Here is a 21,769-nt window from a genome sequence, read left to right as displayed (position 1 = left end):
GGGCGTCCTCAGGAATCTGCGGTGTCGCTGGCAGCGAAATCGAGATCGCCTTGCGGGTTGCGCGGCGGCCAGCAGCCGGCGCTGCTCTTCTCCTCGAACCAGCGGTGCATTGCGGCGTCTTCGACCGCGTATTCGCCGCGGGCGGATTTCCATACCAGCGGCGGCGTGCGCTGGCGCAAGGCTTCAAGGGCGTTCTGTGCGCGCTGGGCGCTGACCGATCCGCCCGTCTGCGCACGATAGAACTTCAATGCTTCCGCGTCATAGGGGCGAAAGCGCGACCCCTGTTCCAGCATGCGCCACAGCACGGCCTGTTCCAGCGGCCTGAGGCCAAGGTAGTCGGATTCCATCTGCGCCTCGTCATCGCGCTGACGCTGCCGTGCCGCCTCCAACACGGCGGGCTCGAAGCGTCCGGTGATGCCGGAAAGCGGGCTCAGCGCCTGGCCCAACGCCTCCATGAAAAACTGCGGCCGATTGCCGAAACTCTCGAATGCGGCTTGCAGCGTCGCGGCATCCACCGGGCGCAAGTCCGGGCGTTGTTCCACGATCAACTCGGCAATGAAGGCGATGAAATCCGGCCCCAGCGGCGGCATGCGCTGGATTTGCGAACCGTAGAACGGCGCCGCATTGGTGTTGACCAGACGCAGCAGCTTGTCCCGATCCGAGCCGGACATCACCAGCATCAGGTTCACCTCGCCGGGGCGGTTCATCTGGTCACGCGCCGACTTCAGCGCCGACATGGCGTTCTCTCCCGCCTCGCTGGTCAGCGCGTGCTGGGCTTCGTCGATGATCAGCGCCACCGGTTTGCCGGCTGTTTCGTGCAGCGCCCTCAAGGCATCGACCAGCGTCAGCCCGTCGAGCTTGCCGATCTTGCTGGTATCGACCTGCAACCAGCCTGCGAGACTCACTTTCTCGAGGCCGGCCTTCTTCGCCGCCTTGGCCACCATGCCCAGATGGGGCTGCAAGGCCCGGCCAATCGCGGCGGCGATCAGGGCGCCCGGGTCGCGCGCCGTGTCGGCCCACAAATCGACATACACCACCACGACGCCAGCGCGCTCCAGCGCCGGGCGCAAGTCGCCTTGTAGAAAGGTGGATTTGCCGGTACGGCGCGGCGCAGCCAGAAACAGCCCGTTGTGGGCATCGCTGAAACCCGCCCGGCCTTGCAGGGCGGTGACCAGTTCGTCGGCCAGCGGAGTACGGGGGTAGGAGATCATCGCTTTATGTTGTTTTATCTGGATTGCGATAATTTATCCCCGTGAAGATAAAAGTCAATAAGCGCCCCTGGCCGGGGCTACGGTCAGACCAGTCGTATCCGCCCCGTCAGCAATTCCTGCATCATGCCCTGCTTGAGGCTGCAGGCCTTGGCGAGCCTGGCCTCGAGCGCGGCGGTCTCGGCGTCCATGTCGGCGAGGACGGTGGCGATGGCGGTTTGCTCTGGAACCGAAGGATAAGGAACGACCAAGGAGCGGATGATCGTTAGATTGAGGCCGCCGCGCCCGCCGTCACCAGTCGAAAGCTCGCGCAGTTCATCGTAACGGTTGTCGAGGTTGTAGTAGAGATAACGCGAGTCAAAGGATTCATTCGGGAATATCGCGGCAATAGATTGATTGGTGCAAAGCGACACAAGATTTATCGCGACCGTTCCACGAGTCTTTCCCTGCCCGGCAAGTCCAATCAGAACACAGTTTGCTGGTATCAGCTTCGTGCTGGAGTTTCGCAGTCCCTCTTCGGTAATTCTCCCTTCTACCTCGGTCACTGTGTTGAGGTTAAGTTCGCCCGAATTCATCCATCGGATCGAACCACCCCAATATGCCGGGACCCTTGTACTTGGCGTCCCTCCAGCGGTGCAGTCAGTAAATTCGCCTATCAATTTGTAGTCCCACTCCCCCGCAAACCCCGGCAGGCGCTTATGGCCGGTGAGCAGTTCCTGCATCGCGCCTTGCTTGATCTGGCGCTTCTTGGCGAGCAGTTGCTCCAGCGACTCGATCAGCGCATCCGCAGCGCTCAGGGCTTCGGCGATGGTTTCTTGCTCTGCGTTGGTGGCGGGGATCCCGATCCGAACAGCATGCAAGATCGATTGCGTTACCAGAGGGAGGTCATTGCGATTCTTCAGATCGTTCAATCCCGCGGCCGCCAGCGCTCGTGCGAGGAAGGGTACGTACATCGGGCGATGAAGCGATCTTGGGTACAGCGCATTGTCAGTCACCCAAGAAGGCCCGCTGGTTATGAAAACCTGCCCGCACCGCTGCCCTACGCGGCCGATGACGACTGTGGGGTTCTGCACGAGCGCAGATTTCGTGAATCCCGCGATGCCGTTGCCGCCGTAGACAGGCACCGGGGCGTCAGATGACTCCGGACCGAGCATCGCGATACTGATTCTGGCGCCAGATGAGAACGTTCCGATGCATCCAACTGAGACTACTTCCCAATCATCGGGAATCAGTCCGACCTCAGTCTGCTTGTAAGCCGGCTTCGCCAGATACCTGGCGCCGGGTTCCTTCACTTCCATGCGAACCCCATCTTCTCCAAGTGGCGGTTCACGCGGGCTTCCAGCTCCGCGACGCGCCCGGCCATCTGCGGCAGCGGCGTTTCATAGCGCTCGGCGAGTTCCTTCACGCGCCGGGTCAGCGACTGGCTGACGCGGTCCATCTCGCCGTGGATCGCGGCATCCAGCGCGGCGAGCCATTTGTCATCGACCACGAGGGTCTTGATCTCGGCCTCGCCGAGCTTCGGGTAATGGGCGTAGGCCAGCGCATCGAGCTCGGCCTCGGCTATCTTGAGGCGCTTCTTGAGCGCGGCCTCGTTCGCCGCGAGTTGCAGCCATTGCTCGAGCACGGCCAGCTCGTCGGCCGCGTCGGCATCCTTGCCGCCCAGTTTCCCAATTTCCTTGATGCGCTCTTTCACGCCGGCGACGTTGATCTTGTCGAAGCCGGCGAACGCGCCATCTTCGCTGGTATGTTCCTCTTCCAGCTCGGCGAGCTCGGCGGCAGCCGCTTCGAGGTCGGCGCCCAGTTGCTCGACGGCGGTCTGCTCGGCGGCGAAGTAGCGGGCGACGAGGGTTTGCTTGGGCACGAGGTCGCAGGCCCAGCCCTTGTCCTTCTGCCTGCCTTTCTTGTCGGTCTCGATCACGCGGTAGGTCTGCGCCTGCCAGCCGTCAGCGGCGATCAGGTAGCAGTCGTCCTGCATGGTCTCGGCCCAGTAGTCCATCAGGTGCTGGTAGATGTCGTAGGGGTCGAGCAGCGGTCGGTCGGCGAACGCGTAGAGCAGGCTCTCCGACATCTCTTCGATCAGGTCCTTCGGGTGAAAGCCCGGCGCCAGGGTCTTGAGCGCGGCGGCGCTTTGCGCGCGCCAGACGGCGAAATGCGCATCGATGCCGGCGATGAAGGCCGCGAACTCGGCATGGCCGTGGATGCTGGCCTTGATCGCGGACTTTTCCACCGCCAGGTCGAGGTAGCCCGGGCGTCGAGCCTTGAACAAGCGCGCCTTGAGCTGCGGGCAGACCGCCCAGTAGCGCGACAGCGCTTCGACGTCCGCCGCCGGGATGCCGCCCTTGAGGTGGCCTTCGATGTCCTGCCTATCCTCGGCTTCGCTGCCGTCGATGTAGCGCGGCAGGTTGAGGTTGTAGTCGTTCTTCTCAATCTCGGCCAGGCCGACCATGCGCGCGTACTTGGGGTCAGCTCCGTCCTGGCGGGTGAAGACGTCGACGATCTTGTGGAGGTCCTGCTCGCGCAGCCGGTTCTTGGGGCCGTCCTTCATGTAACCGCCGCTCGCATCGACCATGAAGATGCCCTTCCGCGCCTGGGCATCCTCCTTGTCGATTATGACGATGCAGGCGGGAATGCCGGTGCCATAGAACAGGTTGGCCGGCAGGCCGATGATGCCCTTGATGTAGCCGCGCCTGACCAGGTTGCGGCGGATGTCGGCCTCGGCGTTGCCGCGGAACAGTACGCCGTGCGGCAGGATGCAGGCGCCCTTACCGGTGCTCCTGAGCGAACGCACGATGTGCAGCAGGTAGGCGTAGTCGCCCTGCTTGGCCGGCGGCGCGCCGAAGGTCTGGAAGCGCTCGTAGGGGTCGTGCAGCGGGTCGAGTCCGTTGCTCCAGCGCTTGTCCGAAAACGGCGGATTGGCGACGACGTAGTCGAAGGTCTTCAGCGCTTCGCCGTCCTTGAACTTGGGATCGGCCAGGGTGTTGCCCTGCATGATCAGCGCGCCGGGGTTGTCGTGCAGGATCATGTTCATGCGCGCCAGGCCGCTGGTCGCCGCATCCTTCTCCTGGCCGTAGAGCGTGACGTCGGCCTTGGCGGCGTCGCCGACTTTCAGCAGCAGCGAGCCCGAGCCGCAGGTCGGGTCGTACACGGTGGTGTCGTTGGTCGTGCCGGCGCCGCCGATGCCGATGATCTTGGCCATGATGCGGCTGACTTCGGCCGGGGTGTAGAACTGGCCCTTGCTCTTGCCGCTTTCGGTGGCGAAGTGGCGCATCAGGTATTCGTAGGCGTCGCCGAGGATGTCGTCGCCGTCGGCGCGGTTCTTCGAGAAATCCAGCGCCTTGTTCTCGAAGATGGCGATCAGGTTGGTGAGCCGATCGACCATCTCCTTGCCGCTGCCGAGCTTGGCGGCATCGTTGAAGTCCGGCATGTCGGCGAGCTTGTTGGCGTTCGCGAGCGGGGCAATGATCTTCTTGTTGATCTGGTCGCCGATGTCGGCCTGCCCTTTGAGCGCGACCATGTCGCGGAATGACGCGCGGGGCGGGATCTGGATCGGCGCGAAGGGCACGTCGGCGTACTTGTCGCTGACGTACTTGATGAACAGCATCACCAGCACATAGTCTTTGTACTGGCTGGCATCCATGCCGCCGCGCAGCTCGTCGCAGGACGCCCACAGGGAAGAGTAAAGCTCGGATTTCTTGATGGCCATGACGTTCTATCGATTTGTGGTCGCGAGCCCTTCGGCGCGCCCGCAAGGATACTGCGAGATCGCGCGCGTGGAGCGCCCGTCGGACGGGTTGATGGCGGCCGGGCCAGGGTCACTCCGTCCGCTGCGCGAGCAGCCGCGCTGCCCTCTCCGACGTGACCAGGATCAGCTTCATGCTCGCGCGCGTCGCGCCGACGAAGAGCTTGCGCACCGTCAGCTCGTCGAGCGCGTCGAAGTCGATCTCGGTGAAGATCACGCACGGCGCGGCCTGGCCCTTGAAGCGGTACACCGAGTCGATCAGGAAGTCGCCTTCCGAGTAGACCGGGTTGCCGAGCAGGTCGTAGCTGCCGGTGAAAGCTTTCAGCCGGTGCGCGCCGAGCCGCTCGTACGGCGTGAACAGCGAGTGCTCGCGACCGCGGAACGTGAGCGTCGCGATCATGCCGCGGCGAAAGCCGAGGCCGATCGCGCGGGTCATCGCGCGCTTGGTCTGCTCGACGAGCGCGGTCTCGTCTTTCCACGTCAGGAGCTCGACCCCCGAGCCGCCGAGCGGGCTGGCGGCTTCGAGCGCGTGCGGCAGCGGCAGCGCGCGGTTCAGCGTGTCGATGATGTCCGACGGGCTGCGGTAATTGCGCTCGCTCGTGATGCGCACCCAGCCCGGCAGCGCGACCTCGGGCCGGCCGTAGAGGTTCTGCAACGGATCTTCGAGCCACCACGCGCGCCCCCCGGGGCGCAGCAGGCGCAGCAGCGCGTCGCGCCACTCGTCGCGGAAGTCCTGGCCTTCGTCGACGATCAGCTCGTCGAAATGCCAGTCCTCGCCGGGGTCGAGTTCGCGGAACGCCTGTTCGAGGCGCGCGAACACGTCCGGCTGCGAGAAGTCCGGCACTGCCCCGTGCGCGCGCAGCACACGGTCGCACAGCTGGTGGTAGGTCGCGACGCCGCCGCCGGATGGCGCGATCAGCGCGATGTGGTCGGCCAGCGGGCGGTTGTAGCAGACGTACAGCGGCCGGCGTCCGGCTGCGAGCGCGTCGCGGAACACTGCCATCGCGAGTTGCGTCTTGCCGCTGCCGGCGGTGCCGGTCACGCGCAGCCGGAACGGTTCCATGTCGATGCGCCGCGCCCATTCGGCGAGGCCGCCGGCGAGCCGCGTGTACAGCGCCTCGGCCTGGCCGATGAACGCGTTGACGTCCGGCACGAGTTCGAGCTGGTCCGCGAGGAAGCGGTGGACGTTGTCGAGCACGACGCGGTCGCGCGGCCCTTCGCGCAACAGGCTCTGCACGATCGCGGCGAGATGTTCGCGTCGGCCGGCGTCAACGATCCGTGCCGGATCGACGCCGGCGCTGCCGGGCTGGCGAACGGTGTAGTCGGGGCAGTACAGCAGCGTCTCAACGTCCGCCTGGTGACCCTTGAGGAAAGCGGCGAGGCGTTCGCGCAGCTGCCCGGCGCTGCGCGCCATCGCCACGCCGACGTGGCTCTTTTCCTTCGCGTAGGTCTTGACGAGTCCTTGCGGCGTTTCGTCGAGAAAGCCGGATTTTTGCTCGATCAGCAGCAGCCGCCCGGTCGGCCCGAGGACGACGAAGTCGATCGCGCCGAACAGCGCATGCTCGCGCTCGACACGCGTCCAATGCACGCCGTGATAGACCGCGTGGTCGTCCGGCAGGCCGGCGGCGAGCGTCGCGAGCGTGTCGAGCTCACGCGCGAGCCTGCCCCTCGCGGGCATCTGTCGCCATCCCTCCGGGTAAATGCGTGCCATCCGCTCGATCCGTCGCGTGTCGGGCAGCGGGCATGGTACTCCGGCCCGCCGCCCGTGCGCGTCAGCCGCTGCGGATCTCGATGCGCCGCGTTTTCGCGCGGGCGGCCTTCGGCAGCTCGATCCTGAGCACCCCGTTGCGGTAAGTTGCCTTCGCGCCGCCGGCCTCGACCGGCGACGGCAGCGGGATCGCGCGGTGGAAGCTGCCGTATGCGCACTGGCGTACGCGGTAGCGGCCTTCGGTCGCCTCGTGCTCGTAGCGCTTTTCGCCGCGAACGATGAGCACGTCGCTGCGCACCTCGAGGTCGAAGTCGTCCTTCTCGAGGCCGGGCGCCTCGACGCGCACGACGAGCTTGTCGTCGTCCTCGAAAACGTCGCCGGCGAGCAGCGCCCAGGTCGCCGCCGGGAACTGGGCAGATTCTGGCGCGCGCGCGTCGGCGGCGGACGCGGCCTTTCCCGGGCCGAAATGCGTCAGCGCGCCGGCAGCGCGATCGCGCAGCTGCCGCCATCCGTCGGCGACCGACTGCCATGCCTCCTCGAGACCGTGCTTGAACTCGGCCATCCTGTTCATCGTGACACCTCCTGTCGATCGTCGCGGCCCGCGCTCATACGATCTTGACCTCGATCTTGCGGGGCTGCGCGTGCGCGTGCTTCGGGATGCGCAGCGTCAGCACACCATCCTTGAACTGCGCGTTGACCTTGTCCGTGTCGAGCTCCGAACTCAGTGTGAAGGCGCGGCGGTAGCGCGGCAGGTGCAGCTCGGCATAGACCGCTTCCATGTTCGCGGGCGTCTCCGGCGAAATCTCGCCTTCGAGCTGCAGCGTGTCGCCTTCGACGCGCAGCGTCAGCTTGTCCTTCGCGACACCGGGCAGGTCGGCGAGCAGCGTGATGCCGGTGCCGTCCTCGAAGACGTCGACGCGTGGCAGCAGCGCGGGCGTGTCGCTCTGGCGTTCCGCTTTCGTGACTTCCTGCTTGTCGTTCATCTCAATGTCCTCCGTCCGTTCGATCGCTTACTTGATCTCGACGCGCTTCGGCTGCGCCGATTCGCGCCGCGAAACCGAGATGTGCAGCACGCCGTCGCGATAGTTCGCGGTGACGCGGTCCGGGTCGATGTCCTCGGGCAGGCTCACAGTGCGCCGGAAGCGCCCGGAGAAGCGCTCGGACGCATACACCGCCTGGCGCTCGTCGCCCGAAGGCAGCGCGCTCGGGCGCTCGCCCGATAGCGTCAGCACGCCGCGGTCGATCTGCACGTCGAGCTTCGACGGGTCGATGCCGGGAGCGAACGCGTAAATCTCGACCGAGCCGGGCGTGCTGCCGACGTTGATCGAGGGAAAGGTGCCGCTCGCGACGGCGCGGATGCTGCTCGGCTGGCCAACCGCGCCGAACGCCTGCTGCAATTCGCGCTGCAGGCGGTCGAAATCGGCGAACAGTCCGCCGGGGAAGTTCAGAAGCGACTCATACATGGCAACCTCCTTGATCCATCCAGGTTCAACTTGTCGCGGACTTTGCGATCCGCCGCAACCGGGCGGCGTCTCCGTCGCCCTGCACTCCCCATATGAGTTCGGAGCGACGGAGTTCAAGAGCCTTTTCAAGCCGTGCCGGCACCCCTATCTTGTAGTCAATATGCGGGGCGATTGCCACGCAGAAAATGATCTGGGAGATCGGAACGCATGGAATTCAGGGACTACTACCAGGTGCTCGGCGTCGGGCGCGATGCGTCGGCCGACGAGATCAAGCGCGCGTACCGCAAGCTCGCGCGCAAGTACCATCCCGACGTCAGCAAGGCGGCGGACGCAGAGCTGCGCATGAAGGAGGTCAACGAGGCGAACGCGGTGCTGTCCGATCCGGAAAAGCGCGCGGCGTACGACCAGCTCGGCCGCGGCTTCCGCGCCGGCCAGGATTTCCGGCCGCCGCCGGACTGGGATGCCGGCTTCGAGTTCACGCGCGGCGGGAGGGGAGGCGACGCGGGCGACTTCAGCGATTTCTTCTCGAGCCTGTTCGGCCAGATGGGGCAGGGCGGTCGCGGCGCGCAGTTCCACTCGCGCGGCTTCCACGCACGCGGCGAGGACCACCATGCGAAGGTCGTCATCGACCTCGACGACGCGTTCCACGGCGCGACGCGCGAGATCCGACTGCGGGCGCCCGAGCTCGACCCGCAGGGCCATGTGACGACGCGAGAGCGCACGCTGCAGGTGCGCATCCCGAAGGGTGTGCGCGACGGCCAGCAGATCCGGCTCGCCGGACAGGGACGCCCGGGCGCCGGGGGCGGCCCGGCGGGCGACCTGTTTCTCGAAGTCCATTTTCGCCCGCACCCGCGTTACCGCGTCGACGGTCGGGACGTCTTCGAGACGGTGCCGGTCGCGCCGTGGGAGGCGGCGCTCGGCGCGTCGGTGGACGTGCCGACGCCAGCCGGCACGGTTTCGGTGCGGATTCCGCCGGGCTCGCAGAACGGTCGCAAGCTGCGGCTGAAGGGGCGCGGCATTCCGGGGACCGAGCCGGGTGACCTGTACCTCGTCCTCGACATCGTGCTGCCGCCAGCCGACACCGAAGCGGCGCGGCAGTTCTACGAGCGGATGGCGCGCGAGCTCGCGTTCAACCCGCGCCAGGGTCTGGGAGGCTGAGCGACGAGCCGACAGGGCGTCCCCTCACCGGCCTGCTGCTCGACGGGGCGGCGCTGACGCTCGACACCGAACCAACTCGCGCGCTGCGGAGGCGCTCGCACGGAGCGCAGTCGCGCATTGCTTAATTAATTAGATGTTCCTAATATACTTCATGGGTTGCCGCCGGATGCCGCCTCCGCGTCGTGTCGCAGCGCGCATGGCCACTCGTGCGCCCCCACCGGATCGGCGGGTTCGGGCGCCGCTCGTCGGCCGATCCGCGTACTCAGGGAGGAGACATGGCTCACATCGTCATTATCGGCGCCGGACTCGGTGGCTTGCCGATGGCTTACGAAATGCGCGAAGCCGCGCGCACGCAGGACCGGATCACCGTCGTCGCGAAGGATCCGCGCTTCCACTTCGTGCCGTCGAACCCGTGGATCGCCGTCAACTGGCGCAAGCGCGAGGATATCGAGGTCGACCCCGCGGCGGTGCTCGCGAAGAAGCATATCGACTTCATCCCGGTCGGCGTTCGCCGCGTCGAGCCGGCGGCGAACGCCGTCGAGCTCGATGACGGGCGGCGCCTCGACTACGACTTTCTCGTCATCGCCACCGGGCCGAAACTCGCGTTCGACGAGATCCCCGGGCTCGGTCCGCACGGCGGTTTCACGCAGTCGGTATGCCATGTCGATCATGCGGTGCGCGCGGAGCACGCGTGGCAGGCGTTCGTGCAGGATCCCGGGCCGATCGTCGTCGGCGCGGTGCAGGGCGCGTCATGCTTCGGGCCGGCCTACGAGTTCTCGATGATCCTCGACGCGGACCTGCGCCGCCGCAAGATACGTGATCGCGTGCCGATGACGTTCGTCACCTCTGAACCGTACATCGGCCATCTCGGTCTCGGCGGCGTCGGCGATTCGAAAGGGCTGATGGAATCGATCTTCCGCGACCGCCATATCAAGTGGATCTGCAACGCGAAGGTCGAGCGCGTCGAGGACGGCAGGATGCACGTCATCGAGCATGACGAGGACGGCAAGGAGAAACGCCGCCACGAACTGCCGTTCCGCTACTCGATGATGCTGCCCGCGTTCCGGGGCGTGGAGGCGGTGTTCGGCATCGAAGGGCTCGTCAATCCGCGCGGCTTCGTGCTGATCGACAGGCATCAGCGCAACCCGAAGTATCCGAACGTGTTCGCGATCGGCGTCTGCGTCGCCATCCCGCCCGTCGAGGTGACGCCGGTCCCGACCGGCACGCCGAAGACCGGCTACATGATCGAGTCGATGGTGACCGCGACGGCGCAGAACATCCGGGCGCTGATCGACGGCCGCGAACCGGTCGAGACGGCGACGTGGAACGCGATCTGCCTCGCCGATTTCGGCGACACGGGCGCTGCTTTCGTCGCACTGCCTCAGATCCCGCCGCGCAACGTGAACTGGGTCGCGCACGGCAAGTGGGTGCACCTGGCGAAAGTCGGCTTCGAGAAATATTTCCTGCACAAGATGCGCAAGGGCACGACCGAGCCGATCTATGAAAAAGTCGTGCTGAAGGCGGTCGGCATCGGGAAGCTGCGCGAACACCCCTGAAGCTCCCGGCGGTGCCGCGCGCACCGCCGGCGCGACGCCGCAGCGCGCGGAGCGGGTAACATGACGCCCTGATCCGCCTCGCCTCCGTGCCGATGCTCTCGCTCGCCTTCTCGAACCGCTACGAAGTGCTCCTCGAAACGCTGCTCGCGCGCCTCGCCGACGAGCAGCCGGGGCCGTTCGGCATGCGCGAGATCGTCGTGCCGAGCGCAGCGCTGCGGCGCAGCGTCGAGCTCGCGGTCGCGCGGCGCGAAGGCGTCGCGGCGAACTTGCGCTTCTCGTACCTCGCGCAATGGCTGTGGAGCCAGATCGACAAGGTCGTCCCGGTCGGGGAACAGTCCCCGTTCGCACCGGCGCTGCTCGTGTGGCGGATTTTCGAGCAGTTCCAGGATGCCGCCTGGACCGGCGCGCACCCGCGCCTCGCACGTTACCTCGGGACGGCCGACGCGACGATGCGCTTCGAGCTCGCCGAGCGCGTCGCGCGCGTCTTCGATCACTACCTCACGTACCGCCCGCGCTGGCTCGCCGAATGGTCCGCGGGGCGGACGGTCGCCGGCCTGCCGGACGACGCGCGCGCCGATGAAGCCTGGCAAGCCGGGCTGTGGCGCCGGCTGACGGCGGAACTGGGGACGCGCAGCGAGCACCCGGCAGAAACCTTTTTCCGCGTGGTCGCCGCAGCCGGCGATGCGTTGCCCGGCATCCTGCCGGAGTCGGTGCACGTGTTCTGCCTGCCGGCGATGCCGCCGCTTTACCGCGACGTGCTGCGCGAACTGTCGCAGCGGGTCGACGTGCGCCTGTACGTGCTCAATCCGTGCCGCGAGTACTGGTTCGAGATCGTCGAGCCGCGCCGCCTCGCCTGGCTCGCCGGCCGGCAGCAGGATCTCTATTTCGAATCCGGCAACCGGCTGCTCGCCGCGTGGGGGCGGCAGACGCAGGCGCACATCGACCTCTTGTTCGAAGGCGCAGGCGCGCCGGAAATCGAGGACAGCCTGTTCGTCCCGGCCGGCGGCACGAGCCTGCTCGCGCAGCTGCACGACGCGGTGCTCGACCTCGTCGACCTCGTGCCGGGCAGCATCGCGCTCGCCGACGACGACCGCAGCGTCGAGGTGCATGTGTGCCATTCGGCTACGCGCGAACTCGAAGTGCTGCACGACCGGCTGCTCGCGCTGCTCGCCGCCCCGGACGCGCCGCGGCCCGACGACATCCTCGTCGTCACGCCCGATCTCGACGCCGCGGCGCCACTGATCGAAGCGGTATTCGGCACCGCGCCGGCGTCGCGCCGCATTCCCTGGACGATCACCGGCCTCGGCCAGACGCGCATCAATCCGGTCGCGCGCGTGCTCGATGCCGCGCTCGCGCTCGCCGCGAGCCGTTTCCCGGCGAGCCGCGTGTTCGACCTGCTGCAGCAGCCGCCGGTCGCGCGCCGTTTCGGCCTCGATGGCGCGGATCTGGAGCAGGTGCATGAATGGCTGCGCGCCGCCGGCGTGCGCTGGGGGCTCGACGGCGCGCACCGCCGCCGGCTCGGCCTGCCCGGCGTCGACCGCCACAGCCTCGCCGAAGGCCTGCAGCGGCTGTTCCTCGCCTATGCGCTCGGCGATGGAGGCGCAAGCCCCGGCGAGGAGGGCGAGGGCGGTGGCCCGGTGCTGTTCGGCGGGCGCCTCGGCGCCGGCAATCCCGAAGGCGGCGAGGCGCTCGCGCTCGGCCGCTTGTGGCGCTACGTCGAGACGCTGCAGTGGCTCGAGGCGGCCGCGCGCCGCCCGCACGACGCCGACGGCTGGCGCGCGCTGCTCGTCGAACTGCTCGAGCGCCTGATCCCGCCCGACGCCGAGTGGGCCGACGACCGGCGCGCCGTGCTCGCGGCGAGCGCCGAGCTGCACGCGAACATGCAGGCCGGCGGGCTGCGCAGCCCGGTGCCGCTCGCCCTCGTGCATGACGCGCTCGCCGCGCTGCTCGATGATCCGGCGCGCGGCGGCGTGCCCGGCGGCGCGGTGACGTTTTCGGCGATGACGAGCCTGCGCAGCCTGCCGTACCGCGTGGTGTGCGCGATCGGCCTCGACGACGGCGCGTTCCCCGGCGCCGACCGGGCCGTGGAGTTCGACCTGATGGCGAAGCACGGCGCGCGCGGCGACCGCCAGCGCCGCGACGACGAGCGCAACCTGTTCCTCGACCTGCTGCTTGCCGCGCGCGAATGCGTGCATCTGTCGTACGCGGGCCGCAGTGTGCGCGACAACAGCGAAAAACCGCCTTCGGTGCTGGTGGACGAGCTGCTCGACTACGCCGCGCGCGCGTGCGCCGCCGATCCGCTCGACGCGGCGTCGCTCGCCGCCGCGCGGCGCCGGCTGACGGTCGTTCATCCGCTGCAGGCGTTCTCGCGCAACTATTTCATCGCCGACCCGCAGCGTGACGCGCGCCTCGCGAGCTTCAACGCCGAATACTGCGACGCGCTGCGTGCCCGCCTGCAGGCGGCAGCGCGCGGGCTGCCCGCTGCACGTTCGGTCTGCGGTGATAGCGGCAGCGAGCGCGACGAGGAAGACGGCTGCGAACCCGACGACGCCGGCGAGGCGCCGTTCTTCGTCGCGTCGCTGCCGCCGCCGCCCGACGAATGGCGAACGGTCGGGCTCGACCGGCTGATCCGCTTCTTCCGCAATCCGGCCCGCTTCCTGCTGCGCGAACGGCTCGGCGTGAGGGTGTCCGAAGGCGACGAGGAGCTCATCGACGACGAAGCGTTCCTGCCGGCGTGGCCGGAGCGCCAGGCGCTCGCCGAGCGGCTGCTGCCGGCGCTGCTCGCGGGGCGCAACCCGGACGCGGTGCGCAATCTCGCGAGCGCGGGGGGTGAATTCCCTGCCGGGCCGCTCGGCGAGCGCCTGCTCGACCGGGAATTCGACGTCCTCCAGGCCTATGCCGGCGGCCTGCGCGCGGCGCTCGCGCCCGACCCGCTGCCGCCGCTGCAGGCCCACCTCGATTTCGACCTCGGCGGCGAACGCTGGACGCTCGACGCCGCGTTCGGCGACCTGCGCCCGGCGGGCCTCGTGCGCCACCGCTACGACGAGGCGCGCGCGAACGACTATGTCGCCGGCTGGATCGCGCATCTCGCGCTGTGCGCGGCCGCCCCCGACGCTGCGGAGCTGTGCACCGAATGGCATTCGCGCGATGGCGTCTATCGCCTGCGGCACTGCGACGACGCGCGCAGACAGCTCGCAGCGCTGGTTGCGCTGTACCGCGAAGGGCTGATGCGGCCGCTGCCGTTCTTCCCGAAATCGGCGTGGGCCTGGGTCGTCAATGACTGCAACCGCTACAAGGCGGAGCAGAAATGGAGCGGTGGCGGCCGGCCCGAGTTTGGCGAATGCCGCGACGCGGCGATCCGGCTCGCGTTCCGCGGGCTGCCCGACCCGCTCGGTGACGCGTTCTACGACCACGCCGCGACGGTGCTGCAGCCGCTCGTCGCGCATCTCGACGACCCGAGGCTGTGACATGACGATCCCCGCCACCGGCACTTGCGTCGCCGACGAACTCGACGTCTTCGGCTGCCCGCTCGACGGCATCCGCCTGATCGAAGCGTCGGCCGGCACCGGCAAGACGTGGAACATCTGCGGCCTGTTCCTGCGCCTCGTCGTCGAGCGCGAGCTGCCGGTCGATGCGATCCTCGTCGTGACGTTCACGCGCGCCGCAACCGCCGAACTGAAAAGCCGCGTGCGCGAGCGCATCGCCGGCACGCTCGCGTATCTCGACGGCACCGCCGCCGACGGCGACCCGTTCGTCGCGCAGCTCGTCGCCGCGCTCGAAGCGCGCACCATCGGGCGGGCGCAGATCCGCGAACGGCTCGATGCGGCGCTGCAGCGATTCGACGAAGCGGCGATCTTCACGATCCACGGCTACTGCCAGCGCGCGCTGGCCGACACGCCGTTCGCCGCCGCGCTGCCGTTCGCGCTCGAGCTCGCCGAAGACGACCTCGAGCTGCGCCTGGAGGCGACGCGCGACTTCTGGCGCCGCGAAATCGCCAGCGACGACTGCCCGGCCGAACTCGGCGAACTGCTGATCGCGCGCGGCGACAGCCCGGAGCGCTGGGCCACGCTGCTCGGCCGCTATCTCGCCCGCCCGCTCGCGCAAAAGCGCTGGCCGGAAAATAGGGGACAGACCACGTTTTTCGGAGAAAAACGTGGTCTGTCCCCTATTTTCCCGGCGTTCGCCGACGCCCGCGCGATGTGGAACGGCAACGGGCGCGACGCCCATGACGCGCTGCTCGCCGGCCTGCCCGGCCTGAACGCAACGAGCTACAAGGCCGACGGCGTCGCGCTGGCGGCGAAGAGCTGGACGAGCTGGCTCGCCAGCGGCGACCCGCTCGCGCCGCTCGACGTGCGGGACGGCAAGTTCGCGCTGTTCTCGGCGACGCGCATCAGTGAGTGCGTGAAAAAGCACTGCAGCGCGCCGCAGCACCCTTTCTTCGACGCCGCGGCGCGCGTGCTCGCGCTGCGCGACGAGGTCATCGCCGCGCTCGACGCCGCGCGCCTCGCGCTGCTGCGCCGCTTTCTCGAAACGGGCGCGGCGCGCTTGCGCGAGACCAAGCGCGAGCGGCGCCGCATCGCGTTCGACGACATCCTGTTCAACGTCCACGAAGCGCTCGCCGGCGACGACAACCCGTGGCTCGCCGCGGCGCTGCACCGGCGCTACCCGGTCGCGCTGATCGACGAATTCCAGGACACCGATCCGCTGCAGTTCGAGATCTTCCGCAGCATCTACGCCGACGGCGGACGGCACGGCGGGCTCTTCCTCGTCGGCGACCCGAAGCAGGCGATCTACAGCTTCCGCAACGCCGACCTGCACACGTACCTGCACGCCCGCGGCGAAGCCGACACGCGCTACACGCTGAGCCGCAACCAGCGTTCGGTCGGCGGCCTGATCGGCGCCTGCAACGCGCTGTTCGCGGCGAACCCGGCGGCTTTCGTGCTCGACGGGCTGGCGTACGAGACGGTCAGCGAAGGCGCGAAACCGCGCAAGCCGTTCGTCGATACGTCGGCCGCCGCCGACGCCGCGGCGCTGCGCGTGTGGTGGATTGCGCCGGATGCTGACGGCGTGCTGCCGCTGCGCGCCGCGGTCGCCGCGCGGGCGGCGGCAGCGACTGCGGCGGAGATCGTCCGGCTCGTCGGCGAAGGCGCTGCCGGGCGCATCACGATCGGCGACCGCGCGCTCGCCCCCGGCGACATCGCGGTGCTGGTCAAGAGCCACAGCCAGGGCGCGCGGATGCGTGACGCGCTCGCCGCGCTCGGCGTCGGCAGCGTCGAGCTGTCGCAGCAGAGCGTTTTCCACAGCACGGACGCCGAGGAGCTCGAACGCGTGCTGCTCGCGATCGCCGAGCCGGCGCACCTGCCGCTGCTGTCGGCCGCGCTCGCGACCGCGCTGATGGGCTTCGACGCCGCCGCGCTCGATGCGCTCGCCGCCGACGAAGGTGCGCTGCTGCGCGTGATCGCCCGCTTCGCCGAGCTGCGCGAAGTGTGGCTCGCGCGCGGCCTCGGCGTGATGCTGCGGCGCTGGGTCGTGCAGGAGGGTGTCAACGTGCGCCTGCTCGCGCGCGACGATGGCGAGCGGCGGCTGACGAATCTGCTGCATCTGGCCGAATGCCTGCATGCGGCGGGCGTCGAACACCCGTCGCCGGACGCGCTGCTGCGCTGGTTCGCGAGCCGGCGGCGCGACGCGGGGGCGAGCGAGGCGACGCAAGTGCGGCTCGAATCCGACCGCAACCTCGTGCAGATCGTGACGATCCATCGTTCGAAGGGCCTCGAATACGGCGTCGTGTTCTGCCCTTTCCTGTGGGACGGCTTCCCCGGTCGCGGCGACGACGGCGAAGGTTGCGTCTATCACGACGCCGAGGGCGGGCTGCTGCTCGACTTTCGCCCCGCCGCACGCGACGACGAGGACGTCAAGGCGCTGATGCGCCGCGAGCGCGACGCCGAGTTCCTGCGCCTCGTCTATGTCGCGATGACGCGCGCGGTGTATCGCTGCTATCTCGTCGCCGGCTGTTACCTGAAGAAGAACGGCAGGACGGCCTCGCCGACCGAGAGCACGCGCAGCCTGCTGAACTGGCTCGTCGCCGGAGCGGGCCTCAACCACGCGGAATGGCTCAGGCACAAGCTGACGACGGACGAAATCGAGGCCGCGTGGGCGCGTCTGCTCGAGCGTGCCGAACCCGATCTGGCGATCGTCAACCTGCCGGCGAGTGGCGGCGGGCGGCTCGCGAATGCCGAGCCGGCCGCGGACGCGTTGCACGTCATGGCGCCGCCAGCGCGCCTGCCGTCAGCGTGGCGGATCGGCAGTTTCAGCGCGCTGAGCCACGGCGCAGGCCATGAAGCGGCGGCGCAGGACCACGACGCCCGCGCCCTGCTGGTGGCGCCGATCGACGGCGCGACATCGATCGCGCCGGCCGCAGCGCCCGGCGACGACGACATCCTGTTCTTCCCGCGCGGCCCCGCGGCCGGCGACTGCATCCACGCGGTGTTCGAACGGCTCGATTTCCCCGCGCCGGCGAGCCGCGCGCCGGCCATCGCGGCGGCGCTCGCCGGGCATCCGCAGCGCGCTGCCGGCGCGCCGCTCGCGCGGATGCTCGAGCGCCTCGTCGATGACGTGTTGGCGACGCCGCTCCCCGGCGGCATCGTGCTCGGCCGCCTTCCGCGCAGCCGCAAGCTCGTCGAACTCGGTTTCCACCTGCCGGCGCCGCGGCTGTCCGCCGAAGCGCTGAACGACTGGCTCGCGCGCGCGGGCTATCATGTGCCGCGGCTTGCGTTCGGCGCGCTCGCGGGCTACCTGAAAGGCTTTATCGACCTCGTCTTCGAGCATGACGGGCGTTTCTACGTCCTCGACTGGAAATCGAACCACCTCGGCTTCACGCCCGAAGACTATGCGCCGGCGCGCCTCGAAGAGGCGATGCGCACGCACGGCTACCATCTCCAGCACCTGCTCTACAGCCTCGCGCTGCACCGCCATCTCGGGCGCACGCTGCCGGGCTACGACTTCGAGCGTCATTTCGGCGGCGCGCTGTATCTTTTCGTGCGCGGCGTACGGCCCGGCTGGCGGCTCGGCGAGCATCCGGCAGGCGTGTATGTCCACCGTCCGGACGCCGCAACCCTCGCGAGCCTCGACCGCCTGATCGGCGGCGTCCCCGCCCCGGAATCCGTACGATGAACCCTCTCGACCTGCGCCCCGACCTCACCGCCGAAGCCGATCTCGCGCACGGTTTTGCCGCACATGTCGTGAGCTGGGCGCGCGCCGCCGGGGCGCCGGACGCCTGCCTGCCGCGGCTGCGCGCGGCGGCGATGCGCGCGAGCCTCGCCGTCGCCGCAGGGCATGTGTGCGTGCCGCTCGCGCAACTCGTCGCCGAGGACGAGACGGTCGCCGGGCTGCGCGAGGCGCTGCTCGCGAGCGGCGTCGTCGGCCGCGCGCCCGAGCCGCGCCCGCTGCTGCTCGACGCGGCCGATCGGCTCTACCTGCGCCGCCATTACGACTGGGAACGGCGCCTCGCGGCCGCGCTCGTCGCGCGTGCCGCAAGCCCGCTGCCGGCGCCGCCGCCGGTCACCGTCGAGCGCCTCGGCGAACTGTTCGCCGCCAACGCGGCGCGGCTCGCCGGGCGCGCCGACTGGCAGAAGCTCGCCGTCGCGCTCGCGCTCGAACGGCGCCTGACCGTCATCAGCGGCGGGCCCGGCACCGGCAAGACGACGACCGTCGCGGCGCTGCTCGCGTGCCTCCTGAGCGCCGAACCGGAACTGCGCGTCGCGCTCGCCGCGCCGACCGGCAAGGCTGCCGCGCGTATGCTCGACGCGCTGCGCGCGCGCAGCGCCTCCGTGCCGGAAGAGGTCCGCGGGCGCCTGCCGCAGAGCTCGCACACGCTGCATCGCCTGCTCGGCGTGACGCCGCAGCCCGGCCGCTTCCGCCACCACGCCGGCAATCCGCTCGCGCTCGACGTGCTGATCGTCGATGAGGCGTCGATGCTCGATCTGGCGCTCGCGACGCGGCTCGTCGATGCGCTGCCGCCGCACGCGCGCCTGATCCTGCTCGGCGACAAGGACCAGCTCGCCGCGGTCGAGGCCGGCGCGGTGTTCGCCGAGCTGTGCGCCGACCCGTCGCTCGATGCTTCGTGCGTCGCGCGGCTGGCGGCGCTGACCGGCACGCCGGCCGGGCGCATCGCGCCACCGCCGCCGCGCCGCGCGCCACCGCCGCCGCGCCGCGCGACGCCGCTCGCCGACAGCGTCGTGTGGTTCGCCGAAAGCCACCGCTTTGCCGCCGACTCCGGCATCGGCCGGCTCGCCGCCGGCATCAACGCCGGCGCCGGCGACGAGGTGCTCGCCTGGCTGCGCGAGGGCGGCGACCCGTCGGTCGAATGGCTCGCGGATGACGCGGACGCGCCGCGCGCCGCAGTGCTCGCACGCCTGGAGCAGGGTTACGCCGGCTATTTCGAGGCATTGCGCCGCCACGACGGCGATCCCGCGCCGGTGTTCGCGGCGTTCGACGCTTTTCGCGTGCTGTGCGCGGTGCACGGCGGGCCGCGCGGCATCGATGCGACCAACGAGCGGCTGTCGCGCCACGCGCGCGCCGCGCTCGCGCAGGCACCCGGCGCCGTTGCCGCGTCGCCGTGGTATGCGGGCCGGCCGGTCATCGTGCTGAAGAACGACTACCTGCTGCGGCTCTACAACGGCGATGTCGGCATCTGCCTGCCGGACGCGCACGGCGAGCTGCGCGTCGTGTTCCCCGACCCCGCCGGCGGCTGGCGCGAACTCGCGCCGCTGCGCCTGCCCGCCCACGACACCGCGTTCGCGATGACGGTGCATAAGGCGCAGGGCTCGGAGTTCGCCAAAGTGATGGTGCTGCTGCCGGCGACGCCGGTGAAAGTGATGACGCGCGAACTGCTTTACACCGGCGTCACGCGCGCCGCGCGCAAAGTCGTGCTCGCGGGGCCGGAAGCGGTGCTGCTCGCGGCGTGCGGCACGCCGACGGTGCGCGAAAGCGGCCTGATCGACCGCATGATCGAAGCTGGCGGGCAAGTCTAGCGGCGTTCGGCGTTCATTTCCCTCCCGTTCGCGGCTACGAGCGCGCGGGTGGTTTCTCCGCGCGCCGCCCTGATTCCGCTTTACGCCGGGATGCCGAGAATCACGCTGGATGCCTTGAAAATTGCGGTGACGCGGGCGCCAACGGCAAGCCCGAGCGCATTGCTGCTTTCGTTGGTGATGATGGCTGCCACGGTACCTCCCCCCGGCAACTCGACGACCACCTCGGTGTTGACTGCGCCCGGCTGCACGCGCGAGACGGTGCCGGTCAGCCGGTTGCGGGCAGAAAATCTGGCGCCTTCATCGTCTGTGACGACGATGATCGACGAGGACTTGATGAGTGCGAAGGCGTCTGCCCCCGGGTGCAAGCCAAGCCCGTCGGTGCTCTCATGCGTGACGATCGCGACGATCTTCTGTCCGCCGGCGACCTCCAGTTCGATCTCGTCATTGACGGCCCCTTGCCTGACCTGAGTCACCTTGCCCAGAAACTGGTTGCGTGCGCTGGTTTTCATGTCGATTCTCCTGAGCAGCAAGAAATCGTCGGCGATCCCCTCGGCCTGTCGGCTGAGCCGATCGACGAAGCAGCGATGCTCCCGCTCGATAAGTTTGAAGTTCTTCACCAGTTGCTCGCCGCGCCGGGTCAATCGGGTGCCGCCGCCGCCCTTGCCCCCGGTCAGCCGCTCCACCAAGGGCTCGCCGGCGAGATTGTTCATGTTGTCGATGGCATCCCAAGCGGCCTTGTAGCTCATCTTGATCGCCTTGGCGGCCTGGGTGATGGAACCGCATTCGGCGATCTTGGCGAGCAGGGCGACGCGGCCCGGTCCCCCGAGGTTCTCCCCTCCGACCGTCATCCATATCGAGCCGTGCAACTCGATGGGCTTGTCTTTCGGCGCCATATGCTCAATGTCCGTTTGATGCTGAGGCGGAAAGCATATCGGGAACCGGTCGCAGTTGTCGCATCCCCGGCGTGCAGTCCGCGTTTCCCCTGCGCCCGCGCCCGATTCGTCGAAGATGTGCCCTCTTTACAGGGCTGGAACATAAACCGTAATATAGACACGAATATTACGAAATCAAGGCTTCTTTCCGGGCATATCCGGTCTGAACCCGGAAGTGTGAAAAATCCCAAAATCCACAGGGAGTTTTTATGAAATTCCGTTTCGTGCGACTGCTCGTTGCCGCGAGTTGCATCGCGTCCGCCGTCGCCGCCCACGCAGCCGAAGTCCAGGTCGCGGTCGCCGCGAACTTCACCGCGCCGATGCAGAAGATTGCCGCCGAGTTCGAGCGCGACACCGGTCACACGGCGCTGCTCGCGTTCGGCGCGACCGGCAAGTTCTACGCGCAGATCAAGAACGGCGCGCCGTTCGAGGTCTTCCTTGCCGCCGACGACAAGACCCCGGCGCGGCTCGACGAGGAGGGCGCAACGGTGCCCGGCAGCCGCTTCACGTACGCGATCGGCCGGCTGGTGCTGTGGTCGGCGCAGCCCGGTGTCGTCGATGACCAGGGCGAGGTGCTCGGGCGCGGCGATTTCCGCCACCTCGCGGTCGCGAACCCGAAGACCGCGCCGTACGGCGTGGCCGCGATGGAAGTGCTGCGCCGGCTCAGTCTCGCCGATGGCATCGCCGCGCGGCTCGTGACCGGCGAGAACATCTCCCAGACCTACCAGTTCGTCGCCACCGGCAACGCCGAGCTCGGCTTCGTCGCGTTGTCGCAGGTGATGGTCGACGGCAAGCTGTCCGGCGGCTCGGCCTGGCAGGTGCCGGCCGGGCTGTACGATCCGATCCGCCAGGACGCGGTGATCCTCGCCGCGGGCCGCGACAAGCCGGCCGCGCGGGCGCTCGCCGACTACCTGCGCGGCGACAAGGCGGTCGCGATCATCAAGTCCTACGGTTACGGGCTGTGACGCGGGTGCGG

At 68.8% G+C, this 21,769-nt stretch carries 14 protein-coding genes; 6 read left to right on the top strand and 8 right to left on the bottom strand.

Features of this window, described 5'->3' with window-relative positions:
* Positions 1 to 8 precede the first annotated feature (8 nt).
* From GO606_RS11120 to GO606_RS11090, 7 genes are all read right to left on the bottom strand, one after another.
* Positions 9 to 1,211 (bottom strand): ATP-binding protein, encoded by a 1,203-nt coding sequence (locus GO606_RS11120; RefSeq protein ID WP_169117330.1) that lies wholly within the window; start codon positions 1,209 to 1,211, stop codon positions 9 to 11.
* Between the two features lie 83 nt (positions 1,212 to 1,294).
* Positions 1,295 to 2,506 (bottom strand): restriction endonuclease subunit S, encoded by a 1,212-nt coding sequence (locus GO606_RS11115; protein ID WP_169117331.1) that lies wholly within the window; start codon positions 2,504 to 2,506, stop codon positions 1,295 to 1,297.
* A complete protein-coding gene (locus tag GO606_RS11110) occupies positions 2,497 to 4,911 on the bottom strand; it encodes a type I restriction-modification system subunit M (RefSeq protein ID WP_169117332.1) in 2,415 nt (804 codons plus the stop codon). Before GO606_RS11110 ends, GO606_RS11115 begins: the two co-directional genes overlap by 10 nt.
* A gap of 109 nt (positions 4,912 to 5,020) precedes the next feature.
* A complete protein-coding gene (locus tag GO606_RS11105) occupies positions 5,021 to 6,658 on the bottom strand; it encodes an ATP-binding domain-containing protein (RefSeq protein ID WP_169117333.1) in 1,638 nt (545 codons plus the stop codon).
* 61 nt (positions 6,659 to 6,719) lie between these two features.
* A complete protein-coding gene (locus GO606_RS11100) occupies positions 6,720 to 7,226 on the bottom strand; it encodes an Hsp20/alpha crystallin family protein (RefSeq protein WP_169117334.1) in 507 nt (168 codons plus the stop codon).
* A gap of 34 nt (positions 7,227 to 7,260) precedes the next feature.
* Complete coding sequence (locus GO606_RS11095) at positions 7,261 to 7,638, bottom strand: Hsp20/alpha crystallin family protein (RefSeq protein ID WP_169117335.1); 378 nt, start codon at positions 7,636 to 7,638, stop codon at positions 7,261 to 7,263.
* Between the two features lie 27 nt (positions 7,639 to 7,665).
* On the bottom strand, positions 7,666 to 8,118 hold the full coding sequence (locus tag GO606_RS11090) for an Hsp20/alpha crystallin family protein (RefSeq protein WP_169117336.1): 453 nt from the start codon (positions 8,116 to 8,118) through the stop codon (positions 7,666 to 7,668).
* A gap of 207 nt (positions 8,119 to 8,325) precedes the next feature.
* On the opposite strand from GO606_RS11090, the gene GO606_RS11085 reads away from it, so the two are divergent.
* From GO606_RS11085 to recD, 5 genes are all read left to right on the top strand, one after another.
* Positions 8,326 to 9,276, top strand: coding sequence for a DnaJ C-terminal domain-containing protein (locus GO606_RS11085; protein WP_169117337.1), 951 nt, complete (start codon positions 8,326 to 8,328; stop codon positions 9,274 to 9,276).
* Positions 9,277 to 9,551: 275 nt separating this feature from the next.
* Entirely contained in the window at positions 9,552 to 10,832 is a 1,281-nt protein-coding gene (locus GO606_RS11080) for an NAD(P)/FAD-dependent oxidoreductase (RefSeq protein ID WP_169117338.1), read from the top strand.
* A gap of 92 nt (positions 10,833 to 10,924) precedes the next feature.
* Positions 10,925 to 14,299, top strand: a complete 3,375-nt coding sequence (gene recC / locus GO606_RS11075; RefSeq protein WP_169117339.1) for an exodeoxyribonuclease V subunit gamma — start codon at positions 10,925 to 10,927, stop codon at positions 14,297 to 14,299.
* Between the two features lies 1 nt (position 14,300).
* A complete protein-coding gene (gene recB, locus GO606_RS11070; protein ID WP_169117340.1) occupies positions 14,301 to 18,002 on the top strand; it encodes an exodeoxyribonuclease V subunit beta in 3,702 nt (1,233 codons plus the stop codon).
* On the top strand, positions 17,999 to 19,861 hold the full coding sequence (recD, locus tag GO606_RS11065; protein WP_211166503.1) for an exodeoxyribonuclease V subunit alpha: 1,863 nt from the start codon (positions 17,999 to 18,001) through the stop codon (positions 19,859 to 19,861). Before recB ends, recD begins: the two co-directional genes overlap by 4 nt.
* Positions 19,862 to 19,941: 80 nt before the next feature.
* Here recD and GO606_RS11060 read toward each other — a convergent pair whose 3' ends face one another.
* Positions 19,942 to 20,754 (bottom strand): TOBE domain-containing protein, encoded by an 813-nt coding sequence (locus GO606_RS11060; RefSeq protein ID WP_169117341.1) that lies wholly within the window; start codon positions 20,752 to 20,754, stop codon positions 19,942 to 19,944.
* 248 nt (positions 20,755 to 21,002) lie between these two features.
* Between GO606_RS11060 and modA the strand changes: the two genes are divergently transcribed.
* Positions 21,003 to 21,758 (top strand): molybdate ABC transporter substrate-binding protein, encoded by a 756-nt coding sequence (gene modA / locus GO606_RS11055; protein WP_169117342.1) that lies wholly within the window; start codon positions 21,003 to 21,005, stop codon positions 21,756 to 21,758.
* Positions 21,759 to 21,769 lie beyond the last annotated feature (11 nt).

The organism is Aromatoleum anaerobium (assembly GCF_012910705.2).
GTDB lineage: Bacteria > Pseudomonadota > Gammaproteobacteria > Burkholderiales > Rhodocyclaceae > Aromatoleum > Aromatoleum anaerobium.
The sequence above is the reverse complement of the archived record's forward strand: the minus strand, read 5'-3'. Positions and strand labels throughout refer to the sequence as shown.